Consider the following 22331-nt stretch of genomic DNA (forward strand, 5'->3'; position numbering starts at 1 on the left):
TACAAATTCATGAAAAAATTACTCTATTCAGTATTAGCATTATCCCTTTTATTTTCTTGTTCTAATGATGATGATGGAACAATAACACTTCAAGAACCGTTAGGAGATTACGAAAACGGAATTATTGTTAGTGCAGAAGGTGGACCATCTTCAGTAGCTTACATTTCTAACGATTTTTCTACTTCAGAAAATGATATCTATTTTAACGTTAACGGAGAAACACTTGGCGTTTATCTACAATCTATCGGTTTTAATGGTGATAACGCCTATATTATCCAAGATTCAGGAACTATTACAGTTGTAAATCGCTATACTTTTGAGCTAGTAACAACAATAACAACAGGATTAACTTTACCAAGATATATAGGTTTTAATGGTTCTACTGCTTACGTATCAGATTGGGCAGATCCAAATACAAGTACAGATGATTATGTTGCTGTAATAGATTTAAACTCTTATACAGTAACATCTACTATACCAGTGAGTGAAGGACCAGAACAAGTATTGGCTAATAACGGTAAAGTATTTGTTTCTCATAAAGGTGGATATGGTGTTAATAATGAAATTTCTGTAATATCAACATCAAATTCAACCGCTGCAACTATTTCTGTAAATGATGTTCCAGATGAAATGGTTTTAGATTCTCAAGGAAACTTATTAGTTTTAAGTGAAGGTGGACAATCTTGGCAAGTTTCTGGAGAAACTTTAGCATCAATTACAAGAATAAATACTAATGATAATTCAGTAATATCTACAATCGAATTTGCTACAGGTAATCACCCAAGTTTAATGTCATATTTTAACGGAATGGCTTATTATATATTAAATAATGAAGTTTATGCATTGGCTGATACAGCTACAAATTTACCAAGCTCATCTTTATTTAGTGTAGATGCAGGATATGCTTATGGATTATCAGTAAAAGAGGATAATTTATTTTTAACAGATGCTAGTTTTTCTGCACAAAGTACTTTAAAAGTTTATGATCTTCCTAGCGGAACTTTATCTGAAAGCTTTGGCGTTGGTATTGGAGCTTCTAAAATTTACTTCAACTAAATTATAATTTTTATAAAAATTAAAGCCTCAAAATAATTTATTTTGAGGCTTTTTGTTTTGGTTAAAACATTGGCACGTCATCTGGTTCTAAATACATATTTGTACCAGTTGGCGTATGTTTGTTAGAATAGTCAAATAGTTCAATTTTATTTTCTATAATGGTTTCTCCGGTTCTTCCGTTACCTGTTAAGTGTTGTATCGCTCTAGCTAAAAGAGGTTCGTCTTGTTGACCCAAAACGCCTAAATTAGATAGGCTTTCTCCAAAAGAAATATCTGGTTCTAAACCGCTTGTATAATCAAAAAAGCCATCTGCATTTTCATTTCTTCCAACTAAAGGTTGCATTGCCCATGTGTGATTTGGATTTATATTACCGTCACAATTAGAGTTTGGTGGTAAAAAAGCACAATCAGGATTATCGTATAGTGTTATTGAAAATTCATTTTTTCCTCTTGTTGTACCGCCTATGTGTACTACATTTATGTAAGGATCTAATGCATTTATTACTAACTCGCTTGCAGACGCAGAACTTCCTTGAGCTAAAATGTAAACCTTATTTAAATTTAAGCTATTTATTGAAGTTCCATCTGATAAAGCTTGTGTGAAATATCTAGTAACGTCTTCTTCTGTCAAAGCAGATTGTATTTTGTTATTCCATCTTTGTTTTAAGTATACATCGTTAGTGGTGTTTCCTGTAATCATACTTCCTAAATTAATAGCAGAAGTCACACTGCCACCAGGATTGTATCTTAAGTCAAGAACTAGTTCATCTATACCTTCAGCTACAAAATTAGCAAAGACTTGGTTTAATGCAGGGTCATAATCATTTAAAAAGCGATTGTACATCAAGTATCCTACTTTTATACCATCAACTTCAAAGGTGTTGGCTATATATATAGGGTTTTCTTCATAGACTTGTTTTGTTAAAGTAATTTCTTCTCCTGTTAAGTTTAAATTATTACTACCGTCTAATTGAGCAAGACCTATTGTATAAACCTCATTATTTAGAAGGCTTAAATAATTGTCTTCTGTTAATTGTGTTCCGTTAACGGTTAAAAAAATATCACCACGTTGAACACCTTGGTTTTCTGCACTCGTATTTGGAAGTACGTATTGAACATAACCATATATGTTTGGTCCGCCATTAATACGTTCTAATCCAAATGCCATACCATTGTTTTTGGTAATACCACTTAAAGAGCTGTTTAACTCAAAATAATCATCAACAATCCAACTAAATCTATCTTCATTACTTAAAAGTGAATAGAATAATTGGTTAGGCGAATCAAAACTATTTAAAAAATTAGTGTAATCGGTGTCGTTAGAAAAGCTGTTATCAGCTAAATCTGGAGCACTATCAGTACCTTGCCAATAGTACCATAGGTTAAGACCTTTCCAAACAAAATCTTTTATGTCGGTATCAGCAATCGGGTCATCATCAATATCACTAAAGCAGCTAGTTAGGGCAAGAAAAAGCAGTCCGATAACGGAAAGTTTGTAATTCAATTTCATAGTTCTTTTTTAATTTTTCATTTTAAAAGTACTTAATTTACGATGAAATAAAAAAACTTTGTAACAAAATTAATAGTTACTCGTCGTAATAGAAACCACCAAAACCAAAATGACACAAACTGAGTTTTTAAATACAGTAATGCCTTTTAAGGATAAAGTATTTCGTCTAGCAAAACGACTACTTGTATCTAGAGAAGAAGCAGAAGACGCTACACAGGAAGTGTTATTGAAGTTATGGAATAACAAAAACAAAATTGAAGATTATAAAAACGTTGAAGCGTTTTCTATGACCATGACAAAAAACTTTTGCTTGGATAAATTAAAATCTAAACAAGCACAAAATTTAAAGATTGTTCATAGTAACTATCAAGACCATAAAGTAGCCTTACAAAAACAAGTAGAGCTTAATGACAGTATGAGCTGGATAGCAAAAATAATTGAAGATTTACCAGAGCAACAAAAAATGGTCATACAACTTAGAGATATTGAGCAATATGACTTTGATGAAATAGCAAAAATGCTAGATATGAAACCTACAGCAATACGTGTAGCCTTATCTAGAGCAAGAAAAACAATAAGAGAACAATTAACTAAAACGCATAGTTATGGTGTTAAATGAAATAGAAAAATTAATTGAAAAGTACGAAAACGGAGAAACAACGCTTAAAGAAGAAGCACAGTTAAAAGACTATTTTTCGCAAGAAACTGTAGCGCCTCATTTAGAGCAATATAAAGCCTTGTTTAATTACTTTTCTTTTAGCCAGCAAGAAACCTTTACTAAACAACTTCCATTAAAAACTAAAACGAAATTTAATTATAAGTGGTTAAGTGTTGCAGCAGTAATTGCGTTGATGGTTGGGTTTTATTTTAATCGAAATGAAACTATTACAGAACAAGACAAACAAGATTATGAAAAAGCAAAATCATATTTACAGTTAGTATCTCAAACCCTTAATAAAGGAACTAAACAAGTTGAGTATTTAACCGCAATAAACCAAGCAGGTAAACAGGTTAACTATTTAAAAGAAATGAATAACCCAATAGAAAGAATTTACAAATAAAAACAAGATGAAAACAACTAAAACAAATACAATGAAAAAATCAATATTAATAGCAGTAATAGCATTATTAATGCTTCCATTATCAGGAATGGCTCAAAATGTTTTTGAAAAATATAGTGATAATGAAAACGTAACTTATGTTTCAATAAAGCCAAAAATGTTTCAGATGTTAGCAAAAATGGATATAAATACAGACGATCCAGAAGCGCAAGAATACATTAATATGGTAAATAGTATTACCAGTTTTAAAACTATGGCAACAGACGATAAAGATATTTCTTCAGATATCGTAAAATGGGTAAAATCAAGAAGCGCTTCTTTAGAAGAATTAATGGTAGTAAAAGATAATGGAGTAAACATGACGTTTTACATTAAAGAAGGAAAAGACGAAGATCATGTAAGCGAATTACTAATGTTTATTAACGGATTAGAAGCTGTTACAAAAAATAGTAATATTGAAGTAAACGGAAAAAAACGAACAGTAGAAACCGTTGTAATTAGTATAACCGGAGATATTGATTTAAATCAAATTTCAAAACTTGCTAATAAAATGGATTTACCTGGTGGCGATGAGTTAGAGAAAAAAAATAAAAAATAAAAACCCATGAAAAACCAGCTAAAATCAATAATTACAGTACTTACAATAGCACTGCTTTTTGTAAGCTGTAAAGACGAAAATTCAATACAAACTTACTTTGTAGATCATAGAGAACAACCAGAGTTTTTATCATTAGACTTGTCTGCAAAAATGTTAGATTTATCTAAAGCAGATTTAACAGTAGAGCAACAAGAAGCCTATAATTCAATTGAAAAATTAGATGTATTAGCTTATCGTGTTAATGATGGAGATGTTGTAGCTTATGAGCAAGAACTTCAAAAAGCAAAAAAAGTCTTCAAAAATGAAAAGTATGAGGAGTTGATGGAGTTTAAAGACAATGGTATAAGTTTTAAAATAAGTACTATTGGTGATGAAAACACAGTAGACGAGTTTTTAGTACTTGCAAACTCAAAAGAAATGGGTTTTACATTTGTCAGAGTAATAGGTGATGAGATGAAACCAGAACAATTAGTAAAACTAATTACCGAACTTCAACACGCAGATGTTGATGGCAACCAACTAAATCAATTATTTAATTATTTTAAATAATTAAGGTTTAAATGTTAATTAAAAAGGCTTATCTAAACAGATAAGCCTTTTTTTATTTTTTTATTCTTTATCAAACATCATCGTCTGGTTTTTTTTTAATTAAAATTAAATTAACAATAACAAGACAAAAAGAAATAAGTAAAGCACCAATAACAATAGGATTATATAACACATCTAATAAACCTCCTAAAAAAAATATTAGAAGGGTTATGGTTGCAAATAATATAGAAGTCTTGTCTTTAAACATTTTAAATTCCTGTATAATTACTAGGAGTTATAGCTTTTAATTCATTTTTTATCGAATCATTTACGTCTAATGTATCAATAAAATTTGAAATAGAATTTTGGTTTATAGTTTCATTAGTTCTTGTTAAACCTTTTAAAGCTTCGTAAGGGTTAGGATAACCTTCGCGTCTTAAAATGGTTTGAATGGCTTCTGCAACTACAGCCCAATTGTTTTCTAAGTCATTAGCAAACTTTACTTCGTTTAAAAGTAATTTACCTAAACCTTTTAAAGTTGAAGCAAAGCCAATTAAAGTATGTCCAAATGGTACACCAACATTACGTAAAACTGTACTATCTGTTAAGTCTCTTTGCAGTCTAGAGATTGGTAATTTTGCAGAAAGATGCTCGAAAATAGCATTTGCAATACCTAAGTTTCCTTCAGAGTTTTCAAAATCTATAGGATTTACTTTATGTGGCATTGCGCTACTACCAACTTCTCCTTTTTTAATTTTTTGCTTAAAATAGTCCATAGACACATACGTCCAAATATCTCTGTCAAGGTCAATTATAATGGTGTTGATACGTTTTAAGCAGTCAAATAAAGCAGCCATGTGGTCATAATGCTCTATTTGAGTTGTTGGGAAAGAATGTTGTAAACCTAATTTTTCTTGAACAAAACTAGTCCCAAAAGCTTTCCAATCTATATTTGGATATGCAACTTTGTGTGCGTTGTAATTACCTGTTGCACCACCAAATTTTGCAGCGCTTGGTATATCGTTAAGTAAGTTAAATTGCTCTTCAAGTCTAACAACAAAAACCATAATCTCTTTTCCTAATCGTGTAGGAGATGCTGGTTGACCGTGTGTTCTGGCAAGCATTGGTACATCTTTCCACTCTTCAGCAAGACGTTTTAATTCTTTTAAAACATTAAGGTATTCTGGCACGTAAGCATCATTCATTGCTTCCTTAATGCTTAATGGTATTGCTGTGTTGTTAATGTCTTGAGAGGTTAATCCAAAGTGAATAAATTCTTTATAATCACTTAATCCTAGTGCATCAAATTTTTCTTTAATAAAGTATTCAACAGCTTTTACATCGTGGTTGGTTACTTTTTCTATGTCTTTTATAGCTTGCGCGTCTTCAGAAGAAAATTCTTTGTAAATTTTTCTAAGGTCTTCAAATACAGATGTATTAACATCTTCTAGTTGAGGTAAAGGCACTTCACAAAGCGCAATAAAATATTCAATTTCAACTAAAACACGATATTTGATTAATGCTTCTTCAGAGAAAAAATCTTGTAACTTTTCTACTTTATTTCTGTATCTACCATCAATAGGAGAGATGGCATTTAATTGGCTTAAAGACATATTTTGCTTGTTTTTTTGAAAGGCATAAAGATAGTTTTTTAAGAGGAAGACAAAAATTAATCAGTCTATAAATTTTTTAAAAAATTAAGCTTTAATTTTTTTTAAGATATGTCTTGCTCTAGCTTTAAATGCTGCGCTTTCATTATAAAAATCACGCTCTAAAATAATTGCCAATTCTGGATGAATCCAATCAAATTCTTTTCCAAAAAGATATAAAGTTGTCATAGAATAGGCTTTTGGTGCCACTTTATAATCGCCAATCATATATTCAAAAGCAACTTCCACAATACGTTCTTTATGAGTTTGTGTTAATGAAGTTTTTATTTTGTTTTCTGTTTTAGAAAAGTACGCCTTAGCTAAATATTCACAAATTTTGGCTACAGGTCTAACAGCTTGTTCTTTTTTAACCCGATGCATATTTTTGGTAAATACATCTAAATATGGGATAATAATGTCTAAATTATCTTTACACGCAAATTCTAAAACCCAAGCCGCTCTTGGTGAAACCTTATCGTCAACTTGCATTAAAATTTCTATAAGTTTTGGGATCAAACTACTGTTATTAATAACCATTTGTGCGTAATACATTCTGTTTTCTCTAGAATGGTTGACGTAATTTAATTCGTTATAAAGCGTTTCTGTAGTCAAAGATTTAGTATTTTTAAACTTTAAATTTAGTTAAAATGAAAATAGTAAAGAAAATTTTAATGGCATTGCTAATTATATTGGTAATTGCACAATTCTTTTCTCCAGAAAAAAACATTGGAGATACAACAGATTTAACCGCTTTTTTAGATGAAACTAAGCCGAATGATGAGGTAAAAGCTATTTTAAAAACCACTTGTTACGATTGTCATAGTAGTAACACTGTTTATCCTTGGTATAGCAAGATAACACCTGTAAATTATTGGATGGCAGAGCATGTAGAAGACGGAAAAAAACATCTTAACTTTTCCAAATGGGCAGATTATTCAATAAAAAGGAAAGATCATAAATTTGAAGAATTAATAGAAGAAGTAGAAGAAAAAGAAATGCCATTACCAAGCTATACATGGTCGCATACAGAAGCAGATTTAAGTCCAGAACAGATTGAAGCAGTTGTAGCTTGGGCAAAAAAAGTACGTATGGGTTATGCGGTACAATCTATTCCTCAAAAATAATTAATGAGTAAAAAAGTATTAATCATAGGGTTTGTTTGGCCAGAACCTAAAAGTTCGGCAGCAGGAAGTAGGATGTTACAGCTTATTGAGATGTTTCAGCAAGCTGATTATGATATTACTTTTGCTACAACTTGTAGTAAAACAGATAACGCTTATGATCTTGAATCTATTAATATAAAAGTTGAAAGCATTAAGTTGAACGACTCTAGTTTTGATACTTTTATAAAAAAACTAAACCCAAATATTGTTCTTTTTGATCGTTTTATGACCGAAGAACAATTTGGTTGGCGTGTTGCAGAACAATGTCCTGATGCGCTAAGAATTTTGGATACAGAAGATTTGCATTTTTTAAGAAAAGGAAGACAACAAGCCTTAAAAGATCAAGCGCTTTTTGATATTTCTTATTTGCAAAATGACTTTGCTAAACGCGAAATTGCAAGTATTTTAAGATCAGATTTAAGTTTAATCATCTCTCAAGTAGAACAAGATATTTTAATTACTCAATTTGGGATAAGTCCAAGCTTATTGTACTACTTGCCGTTTATGTTAGAGCCAGTATCTATTGAGGATCAAAAGCAAGCTCCTAATTTTAAACAGCGTCAGCACTTTGTAACAATCGGTAATTTTTTACACGAGCCCAACGCAGATGCTGTAAATTATCTTAAAACCGATATTTGGCCATTAATAAGAAAAGAATTACCTAAAGCCGAAATGCATGTATATGGCGCATATGCATCACAAAAACATTTGCAATTAAACGATCCTAAAAACGGATTTTTAATTAAAGGATTTGCCGAAGATGTTTCAGAAGTTGTAAAACAAGCCAAAGTACTTTTAGCGCCATTACGTTTTGGTGCTGGTTTAAAAGGAAAAATTATTGATGCCATGAAAACAGGGACACCTTGCGTTACAACAACCATTGGAGCAGAAGGTATGTATGGTACATTAAAAGACACCAATGCTTTTATAGAAGATGATGCTAAAAATTTTGCTAAACAAGCGGTGGAGTTATATACCAACAAAATCTATTGGCGTGGTAAACAAAAAAATGGGTTTAGAATTCTTAATACGTTTTACGATAAAAACATCTATTTAAAAGATACTATTGAAACTATTAAGCATATTGAAGCCGAATTACCGCTTCGTCGTCAAAAAAACTTCATAGGGCAAATGCTTCAACATCACACACTACAAAGTAATAAGTATATGAGTAAGTGGATAGAAGAGAAGAATAAATAAAAAACATTACGTTACATTACTCTTTTTATTACTTTCGCAACCCTAAACTTATAGGGTTATTTTTTTATGATTTCAGTAGATAATTTAGCAGTAGAATTTAGCGGAACAACACTATTTAAAGATGTGTCTTTCGTTATAAATCCAACCGATAAAATTGCCCTTATGGGAAAAAACGGTGCAGGAAAATCTACAATGATGAAGATTGTTGCAGGTGTGCAAAATGCAACTAGAGGACATGTGCGTGCACCAAAAGATGCAGTAATCGCCTATTTACCACAACATTTATTAACTGAAGATAATTGTACCGTTTTTGAAGAAGCAGCAAAAGCATTTAAACATGTTTTTGAAATGCGAGATGAAATGGAAAAGCTTAACAAAGCATTAGAAACACGTACAGATTACGAAAGTGACGAGTATATGTCTATCATAGAAAAAGTGTCCGATTTAGGTGAAAAATATTATGCTTTAGAAGATGTTAATTATGATGCCGAAGTAGAAAAAGCACTTAAAGGTTTAGGTTTTAAACAAGAAGATTTTACCCGTCAAACCAATGAGTTTTCTGGTGGTTGGCGTATGCGAATCGAGTTGGCTAAAATACTCTTACAAAAACCAGATTTAATCCTGTTAGATGAGCCTACAAACCACATAGATATTGAATCTGTAATTTGGTTAGAAGATTTCTTAGTCAATAAAGCCAATGCAGTTATGGTCATTTCACATGACAGAGCGTTTATTGATAATATTACCAATCGTACCATTGAGGTAACTATGGGACGTATTTACGACTATAAAGCCAATTATAGTCACTATTTGCAATTACGTGCAGATAGACGTAGCCATCAATTAAAAGCATATCAAGAACAACAAAAATTTATCGCCGATAACATGGCGTTTATAGAACGTTTTAAAGGTACATATTCTAAAACTAATCAAGTTGCTTCGCGCGAGCGTATGCTTGAAAAGTTAGAAATTATTGAAATTGACGAAATAGATAATTCTTCATTAAAATTACGTTTTCCGCCAGCACCAAGATCTGGAGATTATCCAGTTACGGTTAAAGACGTTTCAAAAGCATACGATAATAAAGTTGTCTTTAAAGATGCAAATATGTCTATAGCAAGAGGTGAAAAAGTCTGTTTTGTTGGAAGAAATGGTGAAGGAAAATCTACAATGATAAAAGCCATTTTAAACGAAATAGAAGTTGATGGTACTTGCCAATTAGGACACAATGTTAAAGTTGGTTATTTTGCTCAAAATCAAGCTTCTTTATTAGATGAAGAATTGACTATTTTTCAAACTGTAGATGAAGTTGCGCAAGGCGATATTAGAACCCAAATAAAGAATATTTTAGGTCGTTTTATGTTTGCTGGTGATGATATTGATAAAAAAGTTGGTGTGTTATCTGGAGGAGAAAAAACCAGATTAGCAATGGTTAAATTGCTTTTAGAACCAGTTAATTTGTTGATTTTAGACGAACCAACAAACCATTTAGATTTAAAATCTAAAGACGTTTTAAAAGAAGCACTTTTAGAGTTTGATGGTACATTAATTTTGGTGTCTCACGACCGTGATTTCTTGCAAGGTTTATCTCAAAAAGTATTCGAATTTAAAAATCAACGCGTTATAGAACATTTTGAAACTATAGACGCTTTCTTAGAACGTAACCGTATTGAAAGAATAGCAGATATTAACTTTAATAAATAACCACTAACGTATTTCATTTATAAAATCTTTAATACCTTCTGTAGCAGTTTTACCTATTACGGTTAAATTTTCTTTTGATGCTATAGAAGGTTTTGGATCTATATAAAATTTAGGTATATCTTTAGAAGTATAATGCATTAAACTAGCAGCAGGATAAACTTGTAAAGAGGTACCAATAATTAATAAAACATCTGCAGTTTGACAGATGTTAATAGCCTTTTCAAACAACGGAACATCTTCTCCAAACCAAACAATATGTGGTCTTAATTGTATTCCGTTTTTATCAGTAGTACCTAAAACAATATCATTTTTCCAATCAACGACAGAGTTGTCATCAGCAATATTTCTTGCTTTAAATAATTCGCCATGTAAGTGAGTTACGTTACTACTTCCTGCGCGTTCATGTAAATCGTCTACATTTTGAGTAACTATAGATACTTTAAAGTCATTTTCAAGTTTAGCTAAAGCCTCATGTGCAGCATTTGGTTGTACCGTTTTTAATTGTCTTCTACGTTGGTTGTAAAATTCCAAAACTAGATCGGGATTATTAGCAAAACCTTGTGGTGAAGCTACTTTCATTACATCATGTCCTTCCCATAAACCGTTTTCGTCTCTAAAGGTTTTCAATCCGCTTTCAGCACTCATGCCAGCGCCTGTTAAAACTACAAGATGTTTCATTTTTTTGTTATATTTTTACAGCGTAAATGCAGTTTAAGGTTGAGTCGCTACAATTCTTAAACAATTAATTAAAGCTAATCAATAATTTTTAATCCATGAAAAACTTAAAAAGACTTTCATTACTTGTTTCATTTTTAGTATTCATAACCAGTTGTACTAAAGATGACGTTGATGGCGTTGTAGAAATTGCCTCAAAAACGTACCAACTACAACCAACAAATGGCAATAATGTGTCAGGTACAGCTAGATTTATTAATAATTCTAACGGAACAATAAGTGTTGAATTGAATTTAACAGGAACTTCGTCTAGTGCAACGTTACCTGCTCACATTCATTCTAATACTGCTGCCGAAACTGGTCCAATTAGTATCACTTTAGTTTCTACTTCTGGTGAGACAGGAGAAAGTGTTTCTACTTTCAACATAAAAGATGATGGTACGCAAATTACTTACCAACAATTACTTAATATGGATGGTTATTTGGCTGTACATGCAGATACTAACAACTCTCAAGTTGTTGCAACTGTAGATATTGGTCAAAATGAATTAACGCAAAACACAACTTCTTATACTTTACAAGAGGCAGATTTAGCTGGAGTAACAGGAAATGTAACTTTTACAGAACGAATTAACGGAGAAGCGTTAGCAACTTTCAATCTTTCAGGTTTACCTTCAGGAGGATCACATCCTGCTTATATTTTTACTGGTGATTTAGCTAATGCGCCTGGTAATCTTTTGTTTGCATTTAATAATATAGATGGTACAACGGGAATAGGATATTCTAATATTGATCAAGATGAAAACGGAAATCCGTTACTATATCAAGACTTATTAACTTTAGATGCTTACGTAGATGTTGTTTTAAGTGAATCCACCACAAATTATCACTTAGCACAAGGAAATATTGGCGCTAATTAAAAGTAAAATTTTAAATATAAAAACGAACCTGATAGTAAATAACTGTCAGGTTTTTTTATTTTTAGCCCATGGTAGATATTAAACTTTTAGAACATTTAGAAGGCTATTTAACTGAAAATCGTTTAGAGCGTTTTCATAAAGTACTAGACCAACGTACAAAGCATTTTACTGTTGCGACAGAAGATGTATATCAATTACATAATACAAGCGCAGTGATACGTAGTTGTGATGTTTTTGGAATACAAGAAGTAAATATTGTTGAAGAACAAAATACCAAACGTATTGACCGAGAGATTGCAATGGGCGCACAAAAATGGGTAGATTTAAATCGTTTTCATACTGTAAAAGATAGTATCAAAGATTTAAAATCTAAAGGATATCAAATTGTAGCAACAACACCACATATTAACGATTGTGATTTGTCAGATTTTGATGTCACTAAAAAGTCTTGTTTTTTCTTTGGAAGAGAAACCGAAGGATTATCTGATGAGGTGTTACAACAAGCAGACGCTTATTTAAAAATACCAATGGTTGGCTTTACTGAAAGTTTAAATATCTCTGTAAGCGCAGCAATAATCTTACAACACGTAACTAGTAAACTGAAAAAAACAGTTGTAAATTGGCAATTAACCGAAACTGAAAAGTTAGAAAAGCGTTTAGATTGGTGTAAAAAAACAATTAAAAGCTATGATGAAATTGTAGAACGATTTTATTTAGCTAAAAGCTAAAGACGCTTTTTACGTGTTCTACTTAATACTTTGTATTCTTCGTAGCATTCACTAATAGCATCCAATATTTGAAGGTCGTTTGCTGTATTAACAAACTCAGCAGAATAGTTACATTGACTTACAATTTCGTCTAAATCAACTCTTGTAACGCCAAGTAAAGCGGTTAACATATCACGGTCAAAACGTTCAGCTAAAGTGTTTCGGATGTTGTCATCTTCTTTCATCTTTTTAAGCTTACGTAACTCGGTTCCTTTTTTACTAAAGGTGTTGTATAAAAAGTCAAGAGGATTGAAAATGGAGCCTAACACTTTGTTGATGGCATTAGGTTGCTTTTTTCCAGCTTCGTAACCTGTACTTAATCCGCTAATACTATATCTATAGTTGTTATTTACGTTAACTTGTTTAATGTCTACTTCAAGATAACCTGTCAATTTAAGTTCGCTTACAACAACTTCTTCTAAAGCTAACGCAAGCTCGGTTAATGTTATTGTAGATTTTTCAATTTTATTAATCCAGTCGTTAGTTACTTTAACCTTAACCGATTTAAAACCAAGATAAGAAAGGTGTAAAGTGTCATTTGCTACTGCACGTAATTCAAATTCACCTTTTTTGTTAGTAGCCGTACCAATAACTTGGTTAAGATTAACAATATTTACGTTTTCTAGTGGTTTTTTTGTTGTAGCATCAATAATAATCCCTTTAACGGTAGATTCTTTTTTAATTTGAGTAGAATCTACAGTTGTTTTTGGTGTAGTGTTTTTATCATCTTTTTCTTTTGTGTCTTGAGCAAGACCAAGCTGAATACTAAATACTACTAATAAAAGGGTTAAAAATGATTTCATTTAATTATTTAATGCTCTAAAAATAATAAAGAAAACGCTAATTGATAGCGTCTTCTTATATATTTGACTAAATATTAACAAAAAGGTTTAACGTCTAGAGCGTCTTGGTCTACCGTGTGTAGATTTAAATTCAGATTTATCCCTGTCACTACGTTTACTTTTTTTGTTGTTTTTGTTGCCTCCAAAATCTTCACTACGTCTGCTACGTCTTTCGCCTTTTGGTTTGTCGCTTCTGCGTTTACGGTCGTTACCGCCATCACGACGTCTTCCGCCACCACGTTTTCTGTCACGTCCGCCACGATCTTCAGTAATTTCAACATTAATAAAACGTCCGTTTTCTTTAAAATCTGTAAAGAAAGCTAATACTTTTTCTTGGTGTTCCTTTTCTGTGTTGAAGAACGAGAAACTATCTTTTACATCTACTTTAAATACATCATCACGACCAAGTTCTAAAGTATCTCTTAAATAGTCTTTAAGTTTCATCCAATCATAACCGTCTTTTCTACCAACATTGATAAAAAATCTTGTACTATCACCGCTAGAAGATTTGCTGTTGTCTTGCGAAGATGCTTCTACGTTTAAGTTTTTAGAATTTTTATAATAGTTGAAGAAACGCGAGAACTCTACAGAAAAGAATTTTTTAATCAATTCTTCTTTAGAAGTGTCTTCAAAAATTTCATTAATGCTTGGTAAGTAGGCATCAATTTCGTGATTCATTTCTGTGTTATGAACCTTATTTGCTAAAGACATTAATTGCACTTCGCAAATTTCCATACCATCAGGTAATTCTTTCTTATCAAATTCACGTTTTATAATACGCTCGATGCTCTTAATTTTTCTTACCTCACTTTTAGAAACAATGACCATAGAAACACCAGTTTTACCAGCACGTCCAGTACGACCAGAACGGTGAGTATAGGTTTCAATTTCGTCAGGTAATTGGTAGTTAATTACGTGTGTAACGTCATCTACATCAATACCACGAGCAGCAACATCTGTAGCTACAAGCATTTGTATTTGGTTGTTTCTAAAAGATTTCATTACCAAATCACGTTGATTTTGACTTAAATCGCCATGTAATGCTCCAGCATTGTAACCATCTTCAATAAGTTTTTCTGCAACTTTTTGTGTATCTCTTTTTGTACGACAAAATATTACTGAAAATATATCTGGGTTAGCATCTGCTAATCTTTTTAAAGCTAAATAACGGTCACGAGAGTTTACTAAATAATATTCATGTGATACGTTAGAAGTACTTTCGTTTTTATTACCAACGGTTACTTCTAAAGGATTACTCATAAAGTCTTTAGCAATACGTGCTACTTCTTGTGGCATTGTTGCGCTAAATAACCATGTGCTTTTATCTATAGGAGTATCTTTTAAGATATCATTGATGTCTTCATAAAATCCCATATTTAGCATTTCATCAGCTTCATCTAAAACAGCATATTGTATTTTAGTAATATCTACCAAATTACGGCTAATCATATCTTTCATACGACCAGGTGTAGCTACAATAATTTGTGCGCCACGTTTAACTTGTTTAGCTTGTTCTGTGATGCTTGATCCACCATAAATTGCAGTAACGTTAAGTCCGTTAAGGTACTTACCGTAAAGTTTCATTTCGTTGGTGATTTGTAAACAAAGCTCACGCGTTGGAGATAGTATTAACCCTTGTGTGGTACGACTGTTAACGTCTATTTTTTGTAACATTGGGAAACCAAAAGCGGCTGTTTTACCAGTTCCAGTTTGTGCTAATGCTACAAGATCGCGTTCGCTTTCTAAAAGAGTTGGGATTGCTTTTTGTTGAACTTCACTAGGCGTTTCAAAACCTAAGTCTGTAATAGCTTGAAGCAAATTAGCGTCAAGACCAAGTTGTTGGAATGTGCTCATTCTAAAATCTAAGTATTCAATTGCATTATGTTGGTGTTACCTATAGAAGCGAATTGAACAAACTTAAACCTAAAACTTCTAGTAACACATCCTCTCTCTGAGGAATTTTTTTCTCAAAATGATTTGAGTTTCAGCGTGCAAAGATAGTCTTTTATTTGAGATTTAAATGTTTTGGTAAAATATTTAGTAAAGCTTTAATATATGCTAAATTTTATTTAAAAAATCAACCAACAATTTTACAGCCTTACCACGATGCCCAATTTTGTTTTTTAATTCTAAATCCATTTCGGCAAAAGTGTCTTGGTAGCCTTTTGGTTTAAAAATAGGATCGTAGCCAAAACCTTTTTCGCCATGTTTTTCGGTTGTAATTTCACCTTTACAAATTCCAGTAAACGTTTCTAACGTATTGTTTAAGTGTAGCGCAATAACTGTTTTAAACTGCGCATTTCTGTTAGGTTTATCTTTTAGATTAGTAAGTAACAAATTCATATTGTCATTTGCATCGCGTTGTGGTCCGGCGTAGCGTGCACTAAAAACTCCAGGTTTATTATCTAAAGCTTCAACTTCTAATCCTGTATCGTCTGCAAAACAGTCGTATCCATAATTATTTTTGATGTACTCTGCTTTTTGGATGGCGTTACCTTCAATGGTATTTTGGGTTTCTGGCACATCTTCAAAACATTCTATGTCTTTTAAACTTAATAAAGTAATGTGTTTAGGTATTAAACTTTGTACTTCTTTTAGCTTATTTAAATTGTTGGTAGCGAAGACTAATTTCATCTTAAAATGGTTTGCTACAAATGTAATTTAAATATGTGTGTTTTAAGATTTCTATTACATGATTTATGTCATTTTTATCACGGATTATCTATGGTATCTTTGAGTATAGTTTAATACAAAACCCAAAAACAATGACAATTAATATCCAATACGTTCATATGGCTACCAGCGAAGCTATGAACACTTACGTAACCGAAAAATTAAATAATTTAAGTGAAAAATTTGATTGGATAATTAACGCTGAAGTTCACTTTGAAAAAGAGCAACATGATCCAATTAAAGGTAAAATTTGTAAAATGGAATTAAGTGTTCCAGGTCCACGAATTTTTGCTACTGCTAATGAAGATAATTACGAAAAAGCTGTTAAACATGCTATTAAAGATTTAGAAAAGCAGCTTAAAAAACGTAAGCACACATTTGCTAACCACTAACTTCTAAATATATTTTTTAAAGGCTGATAATAAGTAAAATCTTATATCAGCCTTTTTTTTATTTGTTTTTGTAACTTTTTTAAAATTAGTGCGTCAAATAAGTATGAAAAAATTAATTATTATAAATTCTATCGTTTGGGCATCTGTTATTTTATTATCAGCAATCTTGTTTAAGGATAGTGAAAACTGGGATGTCTTTTTTATTTTGGTAATTGCTTTATCTACGGTTACAAATGGCTTGTTAAATAGACGATATTGTAAACAAAAGCAATGTAGCCTAAAGTAATTACCTATGGTGATAAGGTTCGTTTTTTAATATGGTAAAACCTCTATACAGTTGTTCTATCATAAATAAACGTACCATTTGATGCGAAAATGTCATTTTTGACAAAGAGACTTTTCCTTGTGCTTTGTTATATACTTCAGGACTAAAACCATATGGTCCGCCAATAACAAAAATCAGTTGCTTAATTCCAGAATTCATATGTTTTTGTAAGTAATTAGCAAATTGTACGCTATCGTATTGTTTACCGTTTTCATCTAACAAAATTAATACGTCTGTATTAGTTATTTTGGCTAAGATAAGTTCGCCTTCTTTTTGTTTTTGTTGGTCTTCGCTTAGGTTTTTTACCTTTTTTAAATCAGGAATTATCTCTAATTCAAATTTTATATAAAAGCCTAATCGTTTTGTATAGTCGTCAATAAGCTGTTGTAATTGCTTATTGTCTGTTTTTCCTATGGCTAGTAGTTTGATGGTCATGCGCAAATTTACACTTTATGAATGATGATGAATAAATTTCATATAAAAAAATCATAAATCTATAATCGTAAAACGTCATTCAATTTACTATTTTTACACCAAACAATACAAACATGATCAGTCAAGCGCAATTTGATAAAGAAATAGAATTAATCATAGCCAACGCTATTAGAGAAGATGTAGGAGATGGTGATCATAGTAGTCTGGCTTGTATACCAGCTTCTGCTGAAGGAAAAGCTAAACTTTTAGTAAAAGATGAAGGTATTATTGCTGGTGTCGAATTTGCTAAAAAAGTATTCCATTACGTAGATCCAAAAATGGAAATAGAAACTTTGATTGAAGATGGAAGTCATGTTAAATACGGAGATATTGTGTTTTATGTCACAGGTGCTTCACAATCTATTTTAAAAGCAGAACGTTTAGTGTTAAACGCTATGCAGCGTATGAGTGCAATTGCTACCAAAACAAGAGAATTTGTAGATCTTTTAGAAGGTACAGGAACTAAAGTTTTAGACACACGTAAAACTACGCCGGGTATTAGAGCTTTAGAAAAATGGGCTGTAAAAATTGGAGGTGGAGAAAACCATCGTTTTGCATTATACGATATGATTATGCTTAAAGATAATCATATAGATTTTGCTGGCGGAATCACAAAAGCAATTGACAAAACCAAACAATATTTAAAAGATACTAATCGCGATTTAAAAATTATTGTCGAAGCTCGTGATTTAGACGAAATCAAAGAAATTTTAAAATCAGATGGTGTTTATCGCATTTTAATTGATAACTTTAATTACAAAGACACCAAAGAAGCAGTAAAACTTATAGGTAATAAATGCTTAACCGAAAGTTCTGGAGGAATTAACGAAAATACTATTAGAGAATATGCGCTTTGCGGTGTAGATTATATTTCTTCTGGTGCGTTAACACACTCAGTATATAACAAAGATTTAAGCTTAAAAGCGGTAGAGTAGTCAAATTAAAAAACTGTAATTCGTAAGTCAATAATATGTCAAAAGCGATAGAGGACAAGCTAAATAAAATACCTGTAGTAAACGTAATTGTTAGATTATTGGGTAAAATCAAGCTACCAGGATTAGAAGGTTTATCGCTTTACGATTTATTAGAATTGTACATTATTGGTATTGCAAAAGGCGCATTAACAGCAAGAGCAAGTGCTATTGCTTATAGCTTTTTTATGGCATTGTTTCCGTTTTTGTTGTTTATTTTAATTGTGATTCCTTATGTGCCAATAGACGATTTTCAATCAGAATTTCTAATCTTTTTAGAATCATTTTTACCAGCGACAACAACAGATTTCTTTTACGAAAACATCTTTAATAACATCGAAGGAAATAAGGAAGGATTAATTTCATCAGTATTTGTATTATCCATTTTTTTAATGGCAAATGGTGTTAATGCTTTGTTTTCTGGTTTTGAAAATTCTTATCACGAACAATTAACCAGAAATGTCATTAAACAGTATCTTTATGCTTTAGGAATAGCTTTAATATTAAGTTTTTTACTAATTATTACTGTAGCGGTTTTAGGTTATTTTCAAATTTATGTTTTATCAACTTTTGAAGGTTATATAGACTCCAGAAATACTGACTTCTGGGCTAATTTTGCACAATATGTCTTCTTTGTAATTATGGTGTATTTAGCAACTGCAGTGCTATATTATTTTGGTACAGCAGAAGGTAAAACATCAAAATTCTTTTCAATAGGAGCATTATTTACAACAGTTTTAATCATGTTAACTTCATATTTATTTGGTATTTACATCGAAAATTTTGCCAAATACAATGAACTTTATGGTTCAATCGGTGCATTACTAATATTGCTTTTTTATCTTTGGTTAAATGCCAATATCTTACTGTTAGGTTTTGAGCTAAATATTTCACTAAAACAACTCAGAAAAAGTTTTTAAGATGAAAAAAAACATCACATTATTACTATTGTTTTTCACTTTGTCAATGTCTGCACAAGATATTTTTGGCGAATGGCAAACCATTAATAATAAAGGTGAAGAAAAGTCTATCGTGAAAATTTATGAGGAAAACGGAGTTATTTACGGTAAAATAGTAAAGATCAACGACCAGTCTAAAGTTGATGCTTTATGTACAGAATGTGAAGGCGAAGATTATAATAAACCTATTTTAGGTTTAGTCATTATAAAAGATGCAGTTAAAGATGGCGAATATTACAAACACGGCACCATCTTAGATCCTCAAAACGGAAGCTCTTATAAATTAAGGTTAGCTGTTAATGATAAAGGACAACTTCAAGTAAGAGGTTACTTAGGATTTATTTATTCTACTCAATATTGGGAAAAAGTAAAATAACTTTTAAACAAAATTAATTTGCATTTTATAGACGTCATTTTACCAATTCCGTTAGAAAAACGCTTTACTTACAGTATTACACAAGCCGAAAGTGAGTTTTTGCAAATCGGTATGCGTGTATCAATTCCTTTCGGAAAAACAAAAATCTACACAGGTATTGTTGCAAATATCCATCAAACAGCACCTTTGGTTTATGATGCTAAAGACATTCATCAAATTTTAGATGAATCTCCAATCGTTACTCAACAACAGCTTAGATTATGGCAATGGATAGCTAAATATTACATGTGTACAGAAGGCGAAGTCATGCGTGCAGCCTTACCAAACGCTTTTTTGTTAGAAAGTGAAACTATAATAAGCCCAAATAATACATCAGTAATTAATGACGAAGATTTAAAAGATGACGAGTTTTTGATTTATGAAGCATTGCAACATCAATCGTCGTTAAAAATTCAGGACATATCTAACATTTTAGATAAAAAAAATGTACTTCCGGTAGTTAAACGTTTAGTCGAAAAAGAAGCGGTAATTCTTAATGAAGAAATCTATGAAAAGTACAAGCCTAAATACGTTAGATACGTAAAATTAAGTAGCGAATATTCTTCAGAAGCTGCTTTGAATTCATTGTTAGAAGATTTAAATAAAAATGCAACCAAACAAAAAGAGGTCATTTTAAATCTCTTTTCTATTTCGGCAAAAACTAAAAAACCAGTTAAAGTTTCAGAGTTGGTAGAGGTTAGCAAAACTTCATCTACAACCATTAAAACTTTAGTAGATAAAAATATTTTAGAAGAATATCATATCCAAACCGATCGCGTACAATATAATGGTGAAGAAAACTCAGAAAGTAAGCAGTTAAATCAATATCAGACTGAAGCTTTACAACAAATAAAAAATCAGTTTAAAAACCAAAACGTTGTGTTGTTACATGGTGTAACATCTTCAGGTAAAACAGAAGTTTATGTAAAGCTAATTGAAGATGTTATAGCTGAAGGAAAACAAGCCTTGTATCTACTTCCTGAAATTGCATTAACTACACAATTGGTTAGTCGTTTGCAAGATTATTTTGGAGAACAAGTAGCTGTTTTTCATAGTAAATACTCAGCGCATGAACGTGTTGAGGTTTATAATAATGTGCTACATAATTCCGCGAAAGCGAAAATAATTTTAGGTGCACGATCATCTATATTTTTGCCTTTTGACAATTTAGGATTAATCATAGTAGATGAAGAGCATGAACAATCTTTTAAACAATTTGATCCAGCACCACGTTATCACGCACGTGATGCAGCAGTAGTTTTGGCATCTTTTTTTAAGGCGAAAATCTTATTAGGAAGCGCTACGCCAAGCCTTGAAAGTTATCATAATGCACAAGAAAATAAATACGGTTTAGTCGAAATAAACAGGCGTTATAATAATGTGCAAATGCCAGATATTGAGCTGGTTGATTTAAAAGATAAGCACAAAAAAAAGCGCATGAAAGGTCATTTTTCTGATCGTTTAATAGAAGAAATGACAGAAACATTAAAAGAAGGACATCAAGTTATTTTGTTTCAAAATAGACGCGGTTATTCACCAATTGTAGAGTGTACAACTTGCGGTCACTCGCCACAATGCCCAAATTGTGATGTTAGTTTAACTTACCATCAATACCGTAAACAATTGCGTTGTCATTATTGTGGTTATGGTATTGCTATGCAGCAAAAATGTATGGCTTGTGGTACGCCAGATTTAGATGCCGTAGGTTTTGGTACAGAGCAAATAGAAGCTGAGGTAAAAGAGTTATTTCCTGATTTTAAAGTAGCAAGAATGGACTTAGATACTACACGTGGAAAATTTGGCTACGAGAAAATTATTACCGCTTTAGAGCAACAAGAAATTGATATTTTGGTTGGTACACAAATGCTAACCAAAGGTTTAGATTTTAGAAATGTCAAACTAGTAGGTATAATGAATGCCGATAATATGTTGAATTTCCCAGACTTTAGAGCACATGAGAGAAGTTTTCAATTAATGTTACAAGTCTCTGGTCGTGCAGGACGTACCGAAAAAAGAGGAAAGGTTTTGATACAAACTTATAATCCGTATCATAAAATTTTACAGCAAGTCTCAACAAACGATTATATTGGAATGTTTAAAGAACAGCTAGAAGAACGCTATAATTATAAATATCCACCATTTTATCGTTTAATAAAAATCACCCTAAAACATCGTGATTATAATAAAGTAAATTTGGCAGCAGATTGGTTAGCTAAAGCATTGGTTCAATTATTTAAAAATAATGTTTTAGGACCAGAATTTCCACCAGTATCAAGAATACGAAATCAATACCATAAAAATATATTGATTAAAATTCCGCAAGGCCAACATTTGGGTAAGACAAAAGAAGCTATAAAGCGAGTCGAAACTACTTTTAGCGCCATAGCAGATTTTAAAGCGGTACGTTTAATAATGAATGTGGATAATTATTAATTATATTCATTAAAAA

The 22331-nt window shown here is 31.5% G+C and carries 23 protein-coding genes; 15 read left to right on the forward strand and 8 right to left on the reverse strand.

What is annotated here, in order from left to right:
* Positions 1-9: 9 nt before the first annotated feature.
* Positions 10-1056 (forward strand): DUF5074 domain-containing protein, encoded by a 1047-nt coding sequence (locus tag WA327_RS08925; RefSeq protein ID WP_336068819.1) that lies wholly within the window; start codon positions 10-12, stop codon positions 1054-1056.
* A 61-nt stretch (positions 1057-1117) separates the two neighbouring features.
* Here WA327_RS08925 and WA327_RS08930 read toward each other — a convergent pair whose 3' ends face one another.
* Positions 1118-2566: a S41 family peptidase gene (locus WA327_RS08930; RefSeq protein WP_336068822.1), complete on the reverse strand. Its 1449-nt coding sequence runs from the start codon at positions 2564-2566 to the stop codon at positions 1118-1120.
* A gap of 109 nt (positions 2567-2675) precedes the next feature.
* Between WA327_RS08930 and WA327_RS08935 the strand changes: the two genes are divergently transcribed.
* The 4 genes from WA327_RS08935 to WA327_RS08950 are packed head-to-tail and all read left to right on the forward strand — an operon-like array spanning position 2676 to position 4774.
* Positions 2676-3185, forward strand: coding sequence for a sigma-70 family RNA polymerase sigma factor (locus WA327_RS08935; RefSeq protein ID WP_336068825.1), 510 nt, complete (start codon positions 2676-2678; stop codon positions 3183-3185).
* Positions 3172-3627 carry a hypothetical protein gene (locus tag WA327_RS08940; protein WP_336068827.1) on the forward strand — a complete coding sequence of 152 codons (456 nt, stop codon included), beginning with the start codon at positions 3172-3174 and terminating at the stop codon, positions 3625-3627. Before WA327_RS08935 ends, WA327_RS08940 begins: the two co-directional genes overlap by 14 nt.
* A gap of 31 nt (positions 3628-3658) precedes the next feature.
* The gene (locus WA327_RS08945) at positions 3659-4225 is read left to right on the forward strand and encodes a DUF4252 domain-containing protein (RefSeq protein ID WP_336068828.1); all 567 of its coding nucleotides are present in this window, start codon (positions 3659-3661) and stop codon (positions 4223-4225) included.
* A gap of 6 nt (positions 4226-4231) precedes the next feature.
* On the forward strand, positions 4232-4774 hold the full coding sequence (locus WA327_RS08950) for a DUF4252 domain-containing protein (protein WP_336068831.1): 543 nt from the start codon (positions 4232-4234) through the stop codon (positions 4772-4774).
* Positions 4775-5022: 248 nt separating this feature from the next.
* On the opposite strand, the gene purB is transcribed toward WA327_RS08950, so the two are convergent.
* The gene (purB, locus tag WA327_RS08955; RefSeq protein ID WP_336068833.1) at positions 5023-6366 is read right to left on the reverse strand and encodes an adenylosuccinate lyase; all 1344 of its coding nucleotides are present in this window, start codon (positions 6364-6366) and stop codon (positions 5023-5025) included.
* Between the two features lie 84 nt (positions 6367-6450).
* Positions 6451-7014: an adenylosuccinate lyase gene (locus WA327_RS08960; RefSeq protein ID WP_336068835.1), complete on the reverse strand. Its 564-nt coding sequence runs from the start codon at positions 7012-7014 to the stop codon at positions 6451-6453.
* Positions 7015-7049: 35 nt separating this feature from the next.
* On the opposite strand from WA327_RS08960, the gene WA327_RS08965 reads away from it, so the two are divergent.
* From WA327_RS08965 to WA327_RS08975, 3 genes are all read left to right on the forward strand, one after another.
* Positions 7050-7526, forward strand: coding sequence for a heme-binding domain-containing protein (locus tag WA327_RS08965; protein WP_336068837.1), 477 nt, complete (start codon positions 7050-7052; stop codon positions 7524-7526).
* 3 nt (positions 7527-7529) lie between these two features.
* Complete coding sequence (locus WA327_RS08970; protein WP_336068839.1) at positions 7530-8765, forward strand: glycosyltransferase; 1236 nt, start codon at positions 7530-7532, stop codon at positions 8763-8765.
* A gap of 66 nt (positions 8766-8831) precedes the next feature.
* A complete protein-coding gene (locus WA327_RS08975; protein ID WP_336068841.1) occupies positions 8832-10469 on the forward strand; it encodes an ABC-F family ATP-binding cassette domain-containing protein in 1638 nt (545 codons plus the stop codon).
* A 3-nt stretch (positions 10470-10472) separates the two neighbouring features.
* Here the strand turns inward: WA327_RS08975 and WA327_RS08980 are convergent, their stop codons facing one another.
* Positions 10473-11147, reverse strand: coding sequence for an NAD-dependent deacylase (locus WA327_RS08980; RefSeq protein ID WP_336068844.1), 675 nt, complete (start codon positions 11145-11147; stop codon positions 10473-10475).
* 95 nt (positions 11148-11242) lie between these two features.
* Here WA327_RS08980 and WA327_RS08985 point away from each other — a divergent pair, with 95 nt between their 5' ends.
* Together WA327_RS08985 and WA327_RS08990 are read left to right on the forward strand one after the other, a co-directional pair.
* Positions 11243-12064 (forward strand): CHRD domain-containing protein, encoded by an 822-nt coding sequence (locus WA327_RS08985; RefSeq protein ID WP_336068846.1) that lies wholly within the window; start codon positions 11243-11245, stop codon positions 12062-12064.
* 68 nt (positions 12065-12132) lie between these two features.
* Positions 12133-12792 (forward strand): RNA methyltransferase, encoded by a 660-nt coding sequence (locus tag WA327_RS08990; protein ID WP_336068848.1) that lies wholly within the window; start codon positions 12133-12135, stop codon positions 12790-12792.
* Here the strand turns inward: WA327_RS08990 and WA327_RS08995 are convergent.
* The 3 genes from WA327_RS08995 to WA327_RS09005 form a co-directional block, all read right to left on the reverse strand.
* Positions 12789-13634 carry a carboxypeptidase-like regulatory domain-containing protein gene (locus WA327_RS08995; protein ID WP_336068850.1) on the reverse strand — a complete coding sequence of 282 codons (846 nt, stop codon included), beginning with the start codon at positions 13632-13634 and terminating at the stop codon, positions 12789-12791. The genes WA327_RS08990 and WA327_RS08995 overlap by 4 nt on opposite strands.
* An 87-nt stretch (positions 13635-13721) precedes the next feature.
* Positions 13722-15527 (reverse strand): DEAD/DEAH box helicase, encoded by a 1806-nt coding sequence (locus WA327_RS09000; protein ID WP_336068852.1) that lies wholly within the window; start codon positions 15525-15527, stop codon positions 13722-13724.
* A gap of 204 nt (positions 15528-15731) precedes the next feature.
* The gene (locus tag WA327_RS09005; RefSeq protein WP_336068854.1) at positions 15732-16307 is read right to left on the reverse strand and encodes a non-canonical purine NTP diphosphatase; all 576 of its coding nucleotides are present in this window, start codon (positions 16305-16307) and stop codon (positions 15732-15734) included.
* 131 nt (positions 16308-16438) lie between these two features.
* Between WA327_RS09005 and hpf the strand changes: the two genes are divergently transcribed.
* Positions 16439-16738: a ribosome hibernation-promoting factor, HPF/YfiA family gene (gene hpf, locus WA327_RS09010; RefSeq protein WP_336068856.1), complete on the forward strand. Its 300-nt coding sequence runs from the start codon at positions 16439-16441 to the stop codon at positions 16736-16738.
* A gap of 286 nt (positions 16739-17024) precedes the next feature.
* On the opposite strand, the gene rlmH is transcribed toward hpf, so the two are convergent.
* Positions 17025-17498 (reverse strand): 23S rRNA (pseudouridine(1915)-N(3))-methyltransferase RlmH, encoded by a 474-nt coding sequence (rlmH, locus tag WA327_RS09015; protein ID WP_336068859.1) that lies wholly within the window; start codon positions 17496-17498, stop codon positions 17025-17027.
* A gap of 113 nt (positions 17499-17611) precedes the next feature.
* Here rlmH and nadC point away from each other — a divergent pair, with 113 nt between their 5' ends.
* From nadC to priA, 4 genes are read left to right on the forward strand one after another with little or no spacing between them, the layout of a single operon-like run.
* Complete coding sequence (gene nadC / locus WA327_RS09020; protein ID WP_336068860.1) at positions 17612-18472, forward strand: carboxylating nicotinate-nucleotide diphosphorylase; 861 nt, start codon at positions 17612-17614, stop codon at positions 18470-18472.
* Between the two features lie 35 nt (positions 18473-18507).
* Positions 18508-19428: a YihY/virulence factor BrkB family protein gene (locus tag WA327_RS09025; RefSeq protein ID WP_336068863.1), complete on the forward strand. Its 921-nt coding sequence runs from the start codon at positions 18508-18510 to the stop codon at positions 19426-19428.
* Position 19429: 1 nt separating this feature from the next.
* On the forward strand, positions 19430-19843 hold the full coding sequence (locus WA327_RS09030) for a DUF2147 domain-containing protein (RefSeq protein WP_336068865.1): 414 nt from the start codon (positions 19430-19432) through the stop codon (positions 19841-19843).
* 18 nt (positions 19844-19861) lie between these two features.
* The gene (gene priA, locus WA327_RS09035) at positions 19862-22315 is read left to right on the forward strand and encodes a primosomal protein N' (RefSeq protein WP_407942459.1); all 2454 of its coding nucleotides are present in this window, start codon (positions 19862-19864) and stop codon (positions 22313-22315) included.
* The last annotated feature ends 16 nt before the right edge of the window (positions 22316-22331 follow it).

This window comes from Mesoflavibacter sp. CH_XMU1404-2 (genome assembly GCF_037029465.1).
Classification (GTDB): Bacteria; Bacteroidota; Bacteroidia; order Flavobacteriales; family Flavobacteriaceae; genus Mesoflavibacter.